Genomic DNA, 13,210 nt, shown 5'->3' with positions numbered 1-13,210 from the left:
GGGGTGAGGGGCTGGTTTTTGAATCAAACAAATCTTTCGAAACGATTCAGTTCCAACCCGCCCGATCCATCATGCGGATCGCCTCAGCCTGACGCTTGCCCGCCACTTCCACCGGCAACGTATCAGCAATGAACTTGCCCCACGCCGCCACTTCCTGCGAAGGCGCCACCGCCGGGTTGGCCGGGAACTCCTGGTTCACGTCGGCAAAGATCTTCTGCGCTTCCGGCGTGGTCATCCACTCAACCAAAGCCTTGGCGGCTTCCGGGTGCGGCGCATGTTTGGTCAGGCCGATGCCCGACAGGTTCACATGCACGCCGCGATCGGCCTGGTTTGGCCAGAACAATTTCACCGGCAGCTCCGGCTTCTGCTTGTGCAGGCGACCGTAGTAGTAAGTGTTGACGATGCCAACGTCGCACTGGCCGGCGTTGATCGCTTCGAGCACAGCGACGTCATCAGAGAACACGTCGGTCGACAGGTTGTTGACCCAGCCCTTGAGGATTTCCTCGGTCTTCGTCGCGCCGTGAACTTCGATCATGGTCGCGGTCAGCGACTGGTTGTAGACCTTCTTCGCCGTGCGCAGGCACAGGCGCCCTTCCCAGTTCTTGTCGGCCAGCGCTTCGTAAGTGGTCAGTTCGCCCGGCTTCACGCGTTGGGTGGAGTAAGCGATGGTCCGCGCGCGCAGGCTCAGGCCGGTCCATGCGTGGGTGGACGAGCGATATTGCAGGGGAATATTGGCGTCGATGGTTTTCGAGGTGAATGGCTGCAGGATGCCCATCTGCTCGGCTTGCCAGAGGTTGCCGGCGTCGACGGTGAGCAGCAGGTCGGCGGTGGCGTTTTCACCTTCGGCCTTGATGCGCTGCATCAGCGGCGCTTCCTTGTCGGTGATGAACTTGATCTTCACCCCGGTCTTGGCGGTGTAGGCATCAAAGACCGGTTTGATCAGTTCGTCGATGCGCGACGAGTAAACCACCACCTCATCAGCGGCCTGGGCCGTTGTACTGCCGATCAGGGTCAGGGCCAGTGCGGTCAGAAGACGCTTGGGTGCCAACATGGGAGTGGTCTCTCGGTCGGGAAATGTGGGCCAAATGATAAGGACTCACATTTACCACCTCAATCGAACTCTTTTTGAAGGAGTTACCAGATGTTGCACAGTTGACCACACCCCCTGTAGGAGCTGCCGAAGGCTGCGATCTTTTGATCTTAAAAACAACATCAAAAGATCGCAGCCTTCGGCAGCTCCTACAGGGGAACGCATTTCAAATGCAGGAGTGAGCCCGCTCGCGATGAGGTCAGCAGCAACAACGAAAATCTCAGGGTTTGGCGAGGGCCGGAAGATCACCGGTCAACCCGAGGGCTTCGCGCACAAACAATGCTTTCGCCTCGGGCATCTGCTCCACCAGCTTCAACCCGGCATTACGCAACCAGCGCACCGGCAACGGGTCAGCCTGAAACAACCGCTCAAACCCTTCCATCGCCGCCATCAGCGCGAGATTATGCGGCATGCGCCGACGCTCGTAACGGCTCAGCACTTTCACATCCGCCAGACGCTCACCGCGCTCAGCCGCTTGCAGCAACACTTCGGCCAGCACCGCCGCATCAAGGAAACCAAGGTTCACACCCTGCCCCGCCAACGGGTGAATGGTGTGCGCCGCATCGCCGATCAGCGCCAGCCCTTGCGCCACATAACGCTTGGCATGACGCTGACGCAGCGGCACGCACAGTCGCGGATCGGCACTGATCACTTCGCCGAGACGCCCCTCAAAGGCGCGCTCCAGCTCTCGACAGAAAGCCGCTTCATCCAGCGCCATCAAACGCTCGGCTTCGCTCGGTGTGGTCGACCAAACGATCGAACACCAATCCTGCTGCCCGTCACGCTCCAGCGGCAAAAACGCCAGCGGCCCGTGATCGGTGAAGCGCTGCCATGCAGTCATCTGGTGCGGCTTGCTGCTGCGCACGCTGGTGACAATGGCGTGATGCAGGTAATCCCATTCACGAGTCGCCACGCCGGTCAGCCGGCGCACGGCCGAGTTGGCGCCGTCAGCGGCGATCACCAACGGTGCGCGCAACTGACGACCATCGGCCAACGTCAGCAGCCAGTCATCACCGGAACGACGCATCTGTTCCAGTCGCGCATTGGCCAGCATGCCCAGATCGCAATCGTGCAGACGGTCGAGCAAGGCGTCCTGCACCACGCGGTTTTCGACGATATGTCCGAGCACCTCGGCATGCACACTGCTCGCCGAGAAATGAATCTGCCCAGTGCCGCTGCCGTCCCAGACGTGCATGTCGGTGTATGGGCTGCTGCGCCGTGCGGCGATCCCCTCCCACACGCCGAGGCGTTCGAGAATCCGCTGGCTCGCCGCTGACAGGGCGCTCACCCGCGGTTCAAACGCGGCTTCGGCGTCGAACGGTTTGACGCTCAGCGGGCTACCGTCGAGCAACAGGACTTCCAGCCCGCTGTCCTGCAACGCCAACGCCAAGGCGCTGCCGACCATTCCGGCTCCGACAATCAGCAGATCTGCGCGCATTTCCATGCTTTAAGCCTGTCTCGCTTGCGGCTTGAGCCGCACGTAAAGGGTTTTACCGACCCGCGCCACCAGATTGCCGGCGCCGTCATGAATATCGACCTGCAACTGCGGCAGGTATTTCTCGCCATTGGCGGTCTGCCGGCGGATCTCGCCGAGCAAGGTTTCGTCGATGGTGAACCGGGCGAACACCGGGCCTTTGCCCGGCGCGATGAAATCGATGTCGGCAGCCTTGTCCCAGACGATGTATTTCGAGCCAAGGTTTTCCATAAGCATCAGCATGAAGAACGGATCGACCATCGAATACAGGCTGCCGCCGAACTGGGTGCCGACATAGTTGCGGTTGTACCAGCCGAGACCCATCGACACCTGAACATCGCGGAAGTCATCGCTGATGTGCCGCACGCGCACGCCAGCACCGAGGTATGGCGGGTAAAACGTCATCACCCAGCGCATCAACCGCGCCTTGCCGAATTTTGTAGTCAGCCACTTAAGCATCCGGACGCGTCCCCAACCCCATGGCCTGCCGCGCAAACCAGCGTTTAGCTGGCGGCAGCAAATCGAGACCAAGCAAACCGATGTTGCGCCCCAGCGAGACCAACGGTTGCGTGCTGCCGAACAGGCGCGTGACCTGATCGGAGAAACCGACGGTGAGGTCCTGATCGAGACGCTGACGCTCGCGATAGGCCTGCAACGTGGCGAAATCGCCCAGCGGCTTGTCGCTCGACAGCAACGCAGCAGCCAGGGCATCGGCATCGCGCAGTGACAGGTTGAAACCCTGCCCGGCAATCGGATGCAGGCTGTGCGCCGCGTTACCGAGCACGGCCAGATGCGAGCGCACTTGCTCTTCGGCCTCGACCAGCGTCAGCGGATACAAATGTCGCGCGCCGACCTGTTTCAGCGTACCGAGGCGGTAACCGAACACGCCCTGCAATTCGCTGAGGAAGTCGCGTTCGCTCAAATCGGCCAGACGCTGCGCGTCCATTCCCAAACGGGTCCAGACCAGAGCGCAACGGTTGTCCGGGAGCGGCAGCAGCGCCATCGGCCCTTCGTCGGTGAAGCGCTCGAAAGCCATGCCGTTGTGCGCTTCGCTCGGGGTGATGTTGGCGATCAGCGCGCTTTGGTTGTACGGACGCTTGCGCACGTTGATGCCCAGCTGTTCGCGCAGACCGGAACGACCGCCATCGGCGAGTACGGCGAGGTCGCATTCCAGCGTGGTTTCATCGTTGAGGGTCAGGCGATAGCCGTCGGGCAGCGGTTCCATGCGCGTGACTTCCGCCGGGCAGCGCCAGCTGATCACGTCTTTATCAACGTGCTGCCACAGGCACTGACCGAGCCAGGCGTTTTCCACCACATAACCGAGCGCCGGCACGCCCTCTTCCATCGCCGACAGACGCGCGGTGGAGAAACGGCCACGGTCGGAGACGTGAATCTGTTTGATCGGCTCGGCGCGGCGGGAGATTTCCTGCCACACGCCCAAGCGTTGATAAATCTGCCGCGAGCCAAAGGACAACGCCGACGAACGCGCGTCGTAGCTCGGCTGCCAGCTGTCGCCGGGGGCGAACGGCTCGATCAGCACGATCTTCCAGCCGCGCGCCTTGGCCCCGGCCTGCAAGGCCAACGCCAGACTGGCGCCGACCAGACCGCCACCGATGATTGCCAGATTGACTCGACTCATGCCGCGTGTGTCCTTGCTTGCGCCATCAGCGCTTCGATTTCAGCGACGGTTTTCGGTACGCCGGTGGTGAGGATTTCACAGCCTGTCTTGGTCACGACCACGTCGTCCTCGATGCGCACGCCAATGCCGCGCCATTTCTTCGCGACGTTTTGATTGTCCGGGGCGATGTAGATACCCGGCTCGACGGTCAGCGCCATGCCGACTTCCAGCACGCGCCATTCGCCGCCGACCTTGTACTCGCCGACGTCGTGAACATCCATGCCCAGCCAGTGGCCGGCGCGGTGCATGTAAAACGCTTTGTAGGCTTCGCTGGCGATCAAATCGTCGACCTCGCCCTGCAACAAACCGAGTTTCACCAGCCCAGTGGTGATCACCCGAACCGTGGCTTCGTGCGCCTGATTCCAGTGCTTGTTCGGGGCGATTTCGGCGAATGCGGCTTCCTGTGAAGCCAGTACCAATTCGTAGATCGCTTTCTGTTCGGGCGAAAACTTGCCGTTGACCGGCCAGGTGCGGGTGATGTCGCTGGCGTAGCAGTCAATCTCGCAACCGGCGTCGATCAGCACCAGATCGCCGTCCTTGAGCAACGCGTCATTCTGCTGGTAATGCAGGATGCAGCTGTTGCGCCCGGCGGCGACGATCGACCCGTAGGCCGGCATCTTCGCTCCGCCCTTGCGGAATTCGTAATCGAGTTCGGCTTCGAGGCTGTACTCGTGAAGCCCGGCCCGGCTGGCCTGCATCGCGCGAATATGCGCCTGCGCCGAGATCCGCGCGGCTTCGCGCATCACCTTCACTTCTGCCGCCGATTTATACAGGCGCATGTCGTGCAGCAGATGATCCAGGGCAACGAATTCGTTCGGTGGCTGCGCGCCGAGGTGCGCCTTGGAGCGGATCACGTTGATCCAGTCCATCAGGTGGCGGTCGAATTCGGGGTTGCTGCCCATCGCCGAATACACCCGGTCGCGACCTTCGATCAGGCCCGGGAGGATGTCGTCGATGTCGGTGATCGGGAAGGCGTCGTCGGCACCGAAGTCGCGGATAGCGCCTTCCTGACCTGCGCGCAAGCCGTCCCACAATTCACGTTCGGCGTTGCGTTCACGGCAGAACAGCACGTACTCACCGTGCTCGCGGCCGGGCATCAGGACAATGACAGCCTGCGGCTCGGGAAAGCCGCTGAGGTACTGGAAGTCGCTGTCCTGGCGGTAGACGTGCTCGACGTCGCGGTTGCGAATCGCCACCGCGGCGGCGGGCAGAATCGCGATGCTGTTGGGTTCCATCTGCGCCATCAGGGCCTTGCGGCGACGGCTGTACTCCGCTTTGGGGATATGGGTCATGGGCAGATGGCTTTCCCTGGCACGCGATTAATGCAGCGACGGTTTGGCGGCTGGCGGCACGTCGGCCTTCCGGGTTTCCGAGAACAGCAGCAGCGGCGCGACGCGCAGGTATTCCATGACTTCCATGTAGTCGCTCTCGCCGTCATCGGATTCTTCCAGGGCGTCTTGCACCTGGGAGATGGCGGCCAGATCCTGCAGCACTTCAGTCGCTTCAGTGCTGAGCATGCTGCTGTCGCGGCAGTTCAGGCCGAAACCGCTGAGGAAGCCCTGGCACCACTCGCCCAGTGCAGCGGCGCGCTCGGCCAGTGGCGCGTCATCGATCGGCAGCAGCAGAACGACAGTGACGTCGTCACCGGTCAGTTCGCCTTTGACCATCTCCTGCAGGCCGATCAGGGCGTTGCGGACGTTGTCCTGGATGTCGCCTTCGAGCAGTTCGGCGGCGTCGATCAACCAGCCTTCGTTATCGAAGCCGGCACCGGCGCAACTGCGTCCGAGCAGCACGCCATGCAGTTCGGCAGGCGAGACGTTGTGGCCGCTGGAAGTCAGCAGGGTGGCAAAGGCTTGGTACGGGGAATTCGCAATGGTCATGGGCAGCTAGGCGCCAGACGGCGCTATGTCTAGAATGAAGGCCTTGTATCCTACATCGACAGACTCGCCAAGACTATTAAAGGCTGTCCGCCAGCTATCCCATCAGACAGACTCCAACTCAGTGGACACAATGGAAGACACCGACCTGCAAGCGCTGATGGCCAGACTCGAACTGCTGATTGGCCGAGTCGAGCAACTAAAGAGTCAAAACGCACTCTTACTAGCTCAGGAAAAAACCTGGCGCGAGGAACGCGCTCACCTCATTGAAAAAAACGAAATCGCCCGGCGTAAGGTCGAATCGATGATTTCGCGCCTCAAGGCCCTGGAGCAAGACTCATGAGTTCAAGCAATAGCGTCACCGTGCAGATCCTCGACAAAGAGTATTCGATCATCTGCCCGCAGGAAGAACGCAGCAATCTGGTCAGCGCCGCGCGCTACCTCGATGGCAAGATGCGCGAGATCCGCAGCAGCGGCAAAGTCATCGGTGCCGATCGCATTGCTGTGATGGCCGCGTTGAACATCACTCACGACCTCTTGCACAAAGAAGAGCGACCGGACATCCAGGCCAGTGGTTCGACCCGTGAACAGGTGCGCGACTTGCTCGATCGTGTCGATCTGGTGCTCGCCGACGATCAGACCACCACCAAGGGCTGATTCGATTGGCCGCTTGCGGTATACTCGCGGCACTCCCTGGGGTGCTTGCCAGTTGACGATGTCCCTGAGCCGATTCGCACTACCCTGGAAGTTGCACGTTGGGCTGGTGTGCATGTCCGCTAGACGGAAAGCCTTAAAGTCTACTGCATCTTCCACCTTGAACTTTCGGGTTCAAGGGCTAAGTTGACAGCGGTTCATCCGGGGAGCCTGATTCGAATCCGATGTCGGTGAAAACCGCCATCGGATTTTTTATGCGTACGTTTTCGTCCAACCTGCCGAAGCCGAACCATGACCGAACCCGCGCTGCTGCCCCGCCCGCAACTCCGCCGCCTGCTGCGCAAGGCACGTCGCTCGCTGAGCAAAAGCGAGCAACGCGAGGCCGCCAAAGGCCTCTACCGGCAATTGGCACAAGACCCGCAGTTTCGCCGGGCGAAACATATCTCTCTGTATTTACCCACCGACGGTGAAATCGATCCGCGCCTGCTGCTGCGTGAAGCGCAGCGTCGGGGCAAGTCGACTTATCTGCCGGTACTCAGCGCCTGGCCGCGAACCAAAATGGTTTTCCAACGGATTCGCCCCGGCGAGAAACTCAAACCCAATCGCTTCCGTATTCTTGAGCCACGGGCGAATCTGGCGCAGCAACGCAAGGTCTGGGCGCTGGATCTGGTGTTGTTGCCTTTAGTTGGATTTGACGATGTCGGCGGGCGACTGGGCATGGGCGGCGGTTTTTATGATCGCAGCCTGGCGTATCTGGCCCGCCGCAAGGGCTGGCGCAAGCCGACGCTGTTGGGGCTGGCCCATGAATGTCAGAAGGTCGAGCGATTGGCGCAGGCAACCTGGGATGTACCGTTACAAGGCACGGTCAGCGACAAGGCGTGGTATTTCGCAGGATAGGACGCCGCGCAGATCAGCGGCGTCGAAAAGGCAGTATCAGCGCTTGAAAGCTGTCGACTGTTGAACCTGTTGCGCGACTTCGATCGGCGCGTCAGCCTTGGTTGTCCACAGACTTTGCGCGTAACCGGTGGTCACCACGCCCAAGCCAAACAAAATTACCAAAGTCCATAGTAAATCCGGTTTGCGTTTCATCGATTGCCCCCCTCAAGGCACATCATCACGATGACAGCAGCGGTTTCCGTTCGTAGGCCGTGCAGCAGCGTCAAGCTTTAAAGGCCGGCATTTTGCGACAACGTGAACCTCTGCGCAAACGCTGACGTCAACCGACCGTCGGTTTGTCATAAAATTGCCCGACAACCTGCCCAATGACCGTTTCAGGAGCACAAGACATGGCCTATTGGCTGATGAAATCCGAACCCGACGAACTCTCGATCAAAGGTTTGGAAAAGCTTGGCAAAGCGCGCTGGGACGGGGTTCGCAACTATCAGGCACGTAACTTCCTGCGCTCGATGGCGGTGGGTGATGAGTTCTTTTTCTACCATTCCAGCTGCCCGGAGCCGGGAATTGCCGGAATCGGCAAGATAATCGAGGCGGCGTACCCGGATCCCACCGCACTGGAGCCGGAAAGTCATTACTTCGACCCGAAGGCAACGCCAGAGAAGAATGCGTGGAGTGCGATTGACGTTGAACACGTCGAGACGTTTGCGCGGGTGTTGAAGCTGGACTATCTGAAGCAGCAGACCGCGTTGGCGGAGATGCCGTTGGTGCAGAAGGGTTCGAGGTTGTCGGTGATGCCGGTCACACCTGAACAGTGGGCGGCGGTAATTGCACTCAAACCCTGAGGAATATGTTGCTTGAAACATCGCCATCGCGAGCAGGCTCACTCCTACAGGGGAACGCATTCCAACTGTAGGAGTGAGCCTGCTCGCGATGAGGCCAGCCCGGACAAATGACTTATTGAATGATCAGGTTGTTGAACAACAGATCTTCAACCACCGGTTTTCCGGTCTCGTCATTCATCACTTGCTGGGTCTGCTTCAAGGCTTCCTGACGCAGCTTCTCTTTACCTTCGATGCTGCCCATCGCCTCGGTCGTCTGTTGAGTAAACAGCGCCACCAGCTGATTGCGGATCAACGGTTCGTTGGCCTTGACCAGTTTCGCCGACTCCTCGCCAGTCACGCGCAGTGCCACGTCGGCCTTGTAGACCTTGAGCTTCGGCGTGCCATCCAGCCCATAGTTACCCACGAACGGCGGGCTCAGGGTGATGTAGCTCACCTTCGGCGCTTCGCCTTCTTTGGCTTCTTCGGCCAGCGCTGCCACAGGCAGAGACAGGGCCAGCAACAACATGATCCACGCTTTCACAATTCGCTCCTTATCCGGTTTGCGGCCTAGCATAACGACACGGCGCGCAAGCACAAGCTTATGGCTGACTATCAGGGTCGGGCATGCTCGTTGACCCGTTGACTGACACACCTACACTTATCGGCCATCACTCCCAAAGGAATAGCCCTGATGAAAGCCGTGCTGTGCAAAGCCTTCGGCCCTGCCGAATCGCTGGTGCTGGAAGACGTCGCCAGCCCCGCCCCGAAGAAGAACGAAATCCTGCTGGAGGTGCACGCCGCCGGGGTCAACTTTCCCGACACGCTGATCATCGAGGGCAAGTACCAATTCAAGCCGCCCTTCCCGTTCTCGCCGGGTGGTGAGGCCGCTGGCGTGGTGCGCGAAGTCGGCGAAAAGGTCAGCCATCTCAAGGTCGGCGACCGGGTCATGGCCCTGACCGGCTGGGGCAGTTTCGCTGAACAGGTCGCGGTGCCGGGCTACAACGTGCTGCCGATCCCGCCGTCGATGGACTTCAACATCGCCGCCGCTTTCAGCATGACCTACGGCACCTCGATGCACGCGCTCAAGCAACGCGCCAACCTGCAAGCGGGTGAAACCCTGTTGGTGCTTGGCGCATCCGGCGGTGTTGGCCTGGCAGCCGTGGAAATCGGCAAAGCCATGGGCGCCCGCGTCATCGCCGCCGCGAGCAGCGCCGAGAAACTGGCGGTGGCCAAGGCTGCCGGCGCCGATGAGCTGATCAACTACAGCGAAACCAGCCTCAAGGATGAGATCAAACGTCTTACCGACGGCCAGGGCGCTGATGTGATTTACGATCCGGTCGGCGGTGACTTGTTCGATCAGGCCATCCGCGCCATCGCCTGGAACGGTCGCCTGCTGGTCGTCGGCTTCGCCAGCGGACGCATCCCGGAACTGCCGGTCAACCTCGCATTGCTCAAGGGCGCGGCGGTACTCGGCGTGTTCTGGGGTTCATTCGCCCAGCGCCAGCCGCAGGACAACGCGGCGAACTTCCAGCAGTTGTTCAGCTGGTTCGCCGAGGGCAAATTGAAGCCGTTGGTGTCGCAGGTCTATCCGCTGAGCAATGCGGCGCAAGCAATCAATGACCTTGGCCAGCGCAAGGCAGTGGGCAAGGTGGTGGTGCAGGTGCGCTGAGCACGGCGCAGCCCCTGCAACTGCCGGGCGACGCTGCGAGGTCGCCCGGCATCAGTTGTTCCTGAACCTTCTCGCTGCGTGATTCGATGAGCTGCCCCTTGTCATCGAAGCGCAAGACAATCAGCCAGTCGTAAACATCCACCGGCCACTTCGGCTGGCCGATCAGTGCCGGGCCATTGCCGCCGAACGCTGCGATGAGTTTATTGATGTGGCCGTGATGCCAGGCGATCAGCACGGTGTTCGCCTGATTGCTCGCGCGCAACTGATTGACCAGTTTGTCGACGTCGTTATTGGCAAAGGGTTGTTCGATCGGCAATTGCAGGCGTTGCGACAGCGGGATCAGCGTCTGCCGAGGCCGGATGCTTTGCGCGCTGTCGGCCGTGGCGATCAGGCGTTGCGGGATGAGTGTCTGACCGTTCAGCTTCAGCGGGTCAAAATAGTCGGCGTAAGCCGCAGCGCGCTGCTCGCCGCGAGCGTTGAGTTCGCGCCCGACATCCGGTTTTTCAGCATGGCGAATAATCAGCACGGTGGCGTTGCGCAGCCCCGGCGCCGCCGAGCCTTGGGCGAAACTCAACACCAAAACTGAAACGGTGACGGCAATCACCATCAGCAATCTCGGCAGTAACCTGCGAATCCTCGGGGCCATCATTCGTCTCTGGGCAATCAATCGGCTTATTGATCGCGAGTCTAAGACAGAAAATTGCGGACGCTACAAAAACGCCCTGTTCTTACAGCTGAGCGACAGGTTCGTAATGGAACGCGCGACTTCCAACATTTTCCGCTGTTTTGCCGATGCGAACCGGTGCTATTTTCGGTAACGAAACTGTAACATTCGCATCCGCAGTCAAAACAAGAAATCTGGAGCTCTTGAATGTTTGCTTTCTTTCGTCCTGCCGCACATCAGGCTCCACTGCCTGAAGAAAAAATAGACAGCACTTACCGACGCCTGCGCTGGCAGATCTTCGCCGGTATTTTCTTTGGCTACGCGGGTTATTACCTGCTGCGCAAAAACTTCTCCCTGGCCATGCCGTACCTGATCGACGAAGGCTACAGCCGTGGCGATCTGGGTCTGGCGATGTCGGCGATTGCCATCGCCTATGGCTTGTCGAAATTCCTCATGGGCCTGGTGTCCGACCGCTCCAACCCGCGCTTCTTCCTGCCGTTCGGCCTGTTGGTCTCGGCGGGGGTGATGTTCGTGTTCGGTTTCGCGCCTTGGGCAACGTCCAGCGTGACCATGATGTTCATCCTGCTGTTCATCAACGGCTGGGCCCAGGGCATGGGCTGGCCGCCAAGTGGCCGGACCATGGTGCACTGGTGGTCGCAGAAGGAACGCGGCGGCGTGGTGTCGGTATGGAACGTGGCGCATAACGTCGGCGGCGGTCTGATCGGCCCGCTGTTCCTGCTCGGCATGGGCCTGTTCAACGACTGGCACGCGGCGTTCTACGTACCGGCAGCGGTGGCGCTGGGCGTCGCGGTGTTTGCCTTCATCACCATGCGCGACACCCCGCAATCGGTCGGCCTGCCGCCGATCGAGAAGTACAAGAACGACTACCCGGAAGGCTACGACGACAGCCACGAAGACGAATTCAGCGCGAAAGAGATCTTCGTCAAATACGTGCTGCGCAACAAAATGCTCTGGTACATCGCCATGGCCAACGTCTTCGTCTACCTGCTGCGCTACGGCGTGCTGGACTGGGCACCGACCTATCTGAAAGAAGCCAAGGGCTTCACCGTCGATAAAACTTCGTGGGCGTACTTTTTCTACGAGTGGGCGGGTATTCCTGGCACGCTGCTGTGCGGCTGGATGTCGGACAAGATCTTCCGTGGCAACCGTGGCCTGACCGGCATGGTGTTCATGGCGCTGGTGACTGTCGCGACCCTGGTCTACTGGCTGAACCCAGCCGGTAACCCGACCGTCGACATGATCGCGCTGTTCTCGATCGGCTTTCTGATCTACGGCCCGGTAATGCTGATCGGCCTGCAGGCGCTGGAACTGGCACCGAAGAAAGCCGCCGGCACTGCGGCGGGCTTCACTGGCTTGTTCGGTTATCTCGGTGGTTCGGTCGCGGCCAGTGCAGCGATGGGCTACACCGTTGACCATTTCGGCTGGGACGGTGGTTTTGTCCTGCTGGTGGGCGCTTGCCTGCTGTCGATGGCCTTCCTCGCCCCGACCCTGTGGCACAAGCAAGTTGCCAGTCAGAGCCGTGAAGCGGTCGCTTGATCGGTCTGTGATTTACAGCGCTTGAGCCGCGCCTCCAGATTGCGGTCTGGCATGGCGTGGCTGCGCAGGGCGTGTGCGGTCTGCTCGACATAATCGCGAGTGGTGCCGTAACGCCCGCTGGCGCTTGCAAACACTTGGCTCAGCACGTGATCCGGCAAGTTGCCAGCATAGCTGGGCAGGTGCCGCTCCAACACAAATCCCAAGGCCTGCACCTGGCTACCGTCGGCGAGACGGCAGTTGAGCCAGTGTGGCCGATAGGACGGCACCGGCATCTCGCGTTTCCACAGCGCGTACAGCGCCGCATCGAGATTGTCTTCCGGCAAGCGATAAGCAAAGCCGCTGCACGAACCGCCGCGATCCAGACCAAACACCAGGCCGGGCAACTCCGGCGTACCGCGATGCTCGTGCGACCACAGGTACAAGCCGCGATGGTAGCCATGCACACGTCCGCGCACCCGCTCCACCGCCGAACATTCCGGCCGCCAGATCAGCGAACCGTAGGCGAACAGCCACACCGGCCCGCCCTTGTGGCGCGCCATGGTCGATTGCATGGAAGCGAGAAGTTGTTCGTGCGTCAGCTGCGGCCCTAGATCGAGCCGCGGAGGGTAATTCAAATTCAGAAAAGCGTTTTCAATGGCGCTCATGGCGAATAGCGTTCAGCTCCCCGCGGGTGAAGAATTACTTAATAGAACGCACCGCTGTAACAATAAGGCACATATGTTTTAAGGCAATTTGAGTGCCATGGCACAGTTCTTAATTGATTGCCTGATTGATATATAACCTAGCGGTATTTATGCAATTACATAAATACCGATCGGCTATATAGAGA

At 60.2% G+C, this 13,210-nt stretch carries 16 protein-coding genes and 1 other RNA gene; 7 read left to right on the top strand and 10 right to left on the bottom strand.

Going from position 1 to position 13,210, the window contains the following annotated elements; all coding sequences use genetic code 11:
- Positions 1-46 precede the first annotated feature (46 nt).
- The 6 genes from QOL84_RS20890 to QOL84_RS20865 all read right to left on the bottom strand — a co-directional run bounded on the left by QOL84_RS20890 (position 47) and on the right by QOL84_RS20865 (position 6,122).
- Complete coding sequence (locus QOL84_RS20890; protein WP_283438411.1) at positions 47-1,051, bottom strand: extracellular solute-binding protein; 1,005 nt, start codon at positions 1,049-1,051, stop codon at positions 47-49.
- A gap of 259 nt (positions 1,052-1,310) precedes the next feature.
- Positions 1,311-2,528 carry a 2-octaprenyl-3-methyl-6-methoxy-1,4-benzoquinol hydroxylase gene (locus QOL84_RS20885; RefSeq protein ID WP_283438675.1) on the bottom strand — a complete coding sequence of 406 codons (1,218 nt, stop codon included), beginning with the start codon at positions 2,526-2,528 and terminating at the stop codon, positions 1,311-1,313.
- Between the two features lie 9 nt (positions 2,529-2,537).
- Entirely contained in the window at positions 2,538-3,023 is a 486-nt protein-coding gene (locus QOL84_RS20880; RefSeq protein ID WP_283438410.1) for a DUF4442 domain-containing protein, read from the bottom strand.
- Positions 3,016-4,203 (bottom strand): 2-octaprenyl-6-methoxyphenyl hydroxylase, encoded by a 1,188-nt coding sequence (ubiH, locus tag QOL84_RS20875; protein ID WP_129395989.1) that lies wholly within the window; start codon positions 4,201-4,203, stop codon positions 3,016-3,018. Before ubiH ends, QOL84_RS20880 begins: the two co-directional genes overlap by 8 nt.
- On the bottom strand, positions 4,200-5,534 hold the full coding sequence (gene pepP / locus QOL84_RS20870; protein ID WP_283438409.1) for a Xaa-Pro aminopeptidase: 1,335 nt from the start codon (positions 5,532-5,534) through the stop codon (positions 4,200-4,202). Before pepP ends, ubiH begins: the two co-directional genes overlap by 4 nt.
- Positions 5,535-5,561: 27 nt before the next feature.
- Positions 5,562-6,122 carry a YecA/YgfB family protein gene (locus tag QOL84_RS20865; RefSeq protein WP_283438408.1) on the bottom strand — a complete coding sequence of 187 codons (561 nt, stop codon included), beginning with the start codon at positions 6,120-6,122 and terminating at the stop codon, positions 5,562-5,564.
- A gap of 130 nt (positions 6,123-6,252) precedes the next feature.
- On the opposite strand from QOL84_RS20865, the gene QOL84_RS20860 reads away from it, so the two are divergent.
- The 4 genes from QOL84_RS20860 to QOL84_RS20845 all read left to right on the top strand — a co-directional run bounded on the left by QOL84_RS20860 (position 6,253) and on the right by QOL84_RS20845 (position 7,670).
- Complete coding sequence (locus QOL84_RS20860; protein ID WP_007911197.1) at positions 6,253-6,462, top strand: TIGR02449 family protein; 210 nt, start codon at positions 6,253-6,255, stop codon at positions 6,460-6,462.
- Entirely contained in the window at positions 6,459-6,776 is a 318-nt protein-coding gene (locus QOL84_RS20855; RefSeq protein ID WP_007911195.1) for a cell division protein ZapA, read from the top strand. Before QOL84_RS20860 ends, QOL84_RS20855 begins: the two co-directional genes overlap by 4 nt.
- A 30-nt stretch (positions 6,777-6,806) precedes the next feature.
- Positions 6,807-6,985, top strand: a non-coding RNA gene (gene ssrS, locus QOL84_RS20850) — 6S RNA.
- Between the two features lie 79 nt (positions 6,986-7,064).
- On the top strand, positions 7,065-7,670 hold the full coding sequence (locus tag QOL84_RS20845; RefSeq protein WP_400771466.1) for a 5-formyltetrahydrofolate cyclo-ligase: 606 nt from the start codon (positions 7,065-7,067) through the stop codon (positions 7,668-7,670).
- Between the two features lie 36 nt (positions 7,671-7,706).
- Here the strand turns inward: QOL84_RS20845 and QOL84_RS20840 are convergent, their stop codons facing one another.
- Positions 7,707-7,862: a hypothetical protein gene (locus QOL84_RS20840; protein WP_008081430.1), complete on the bottom strand. Its 156-nt coding sequence runs from the start codon at positions 7,860-7,862 to the stop codon at positions 7,707-7,709.
- Between the two features lie 197 nt (positions 7,863-8,059).
- Here QOL84_RS20840 and QOL84_RS20835 point away from each other — a divergent pair, with 197 nt between their 5' ends.
- Complete coding sequence (locus tag QOL84_RS20835) at positions 8,060-8,512, top strand: EVE domain-containing protein (RefSeq protein ID WP_127930177.1); 453 nt, start codon at positions 8,060-8,062, stop codon at positions 8,510-8,512.
- Between the two features lie 112 nt (positions 8,513-8,624).
- Here the strand turns inward: QOL84_RS20835 and QOL84_RS20830 are convergent, their stop codons facing one another.
- The gene (locus tag QOL84_RS20830; protein ID WP_034151993.1) at positions 8,625-9,032 is read right to left on the bottom strand and encodes a flagellar basal body-associated protein FliL; all 408 of its coding nucleotides are present in this window, start codon (positions 9,030-9,032) and stop codon (positions 8,625-8,627) included.
- A gap of 150 nt (positions 9,033-9,182) precedes the next feature.
- Here QOL84_RS20830 and QOL84_RS20825 point away from each other — a divergent pair, with 150 nt between their 5' ends.
- Positions 9,183-10,160: an NADPH:quinone oxidoreductase family protein gene (locus QOL84_RS20825; RefSeq protein ID WP_283438407.1), complete on the top strand. Its 978-nt coding sequence runs from the start codon at positions 9,183-9,185 to the stop codon at positions 10,158-10,160.
- On the opposite strand, the gene QOL84_RS20820 is transcribed toward QOL84_RS20825, so the two are convergent.
- Positions 10,105-10,806 carry a flagellar basal body-associated protein FliL gene (locus QOL84_RS20820; protein ID WP_283438406.1) on the bottom strand — a complete coding sequence of 234 codons (702 nt, stop codon included), beginning with the start codon at positions 10,804-10,806 and terminating at the stop codon, positions 10,105-10,107. The genes QOL84_RS20825 and QOL84_RS20820 overlap by 56 nt on opposite strands.
- A 225-nt stretch (positions 10,807-11,031) precedes the next feature.
- Here QOL84_RS20820 and glpT point away from each other — a divergent pair, with 225 nt between their 5' ends.
- A complete protein-coding gene (glpT, locus tag QOL84_RS20815) occupies positions 11,032-12,381 on the top strand; it encodes a glycerol-3-phosphate transporter (RefSeq protein WP_129395995.1) in 1,350 nt (449 codons plus the stop codon).
- Here glpT and QOL84_RS20810 read toward each other — a convergent pair.
- Positions 12,357-13,025 carry a gamma-glutamylcyclotransferase gene (locus QOL84_RS20810; RefSeq protein ID WP_129395996.1) on the bottom strand — a complete coding sequence of 223 codons (669 nt, stop codon included), beginning with the start codon at positions 13,023-13,025 and terminating at the stop codon, positions 12,357-12,359. The two genes, glpT and QOL84_RS20810, sit on opposite strands and share 25 nt — an antisense overlap.
- Positions 13,026-13,210 lie beyond the last annotated feature (185 nt).

Origin of the sequence: Pseudomonas helmanticensis (assembly GCF_900182985.1) — a bacterium.
In the GTDB taxonomy this organism is placed as follows: Bacteria; Pseudomonadota; Gammaproteobacteria; order Pseudomonadales; family Pseudomonadaceae; genus Aquipseudomonas; species Aquipseudomonas helmanticensis.
The sequence above is the reverse complement of the archived record's forward strand: the minus strand, read 5'-3'. Positions and strand labels throughout refer to the sequence as shown.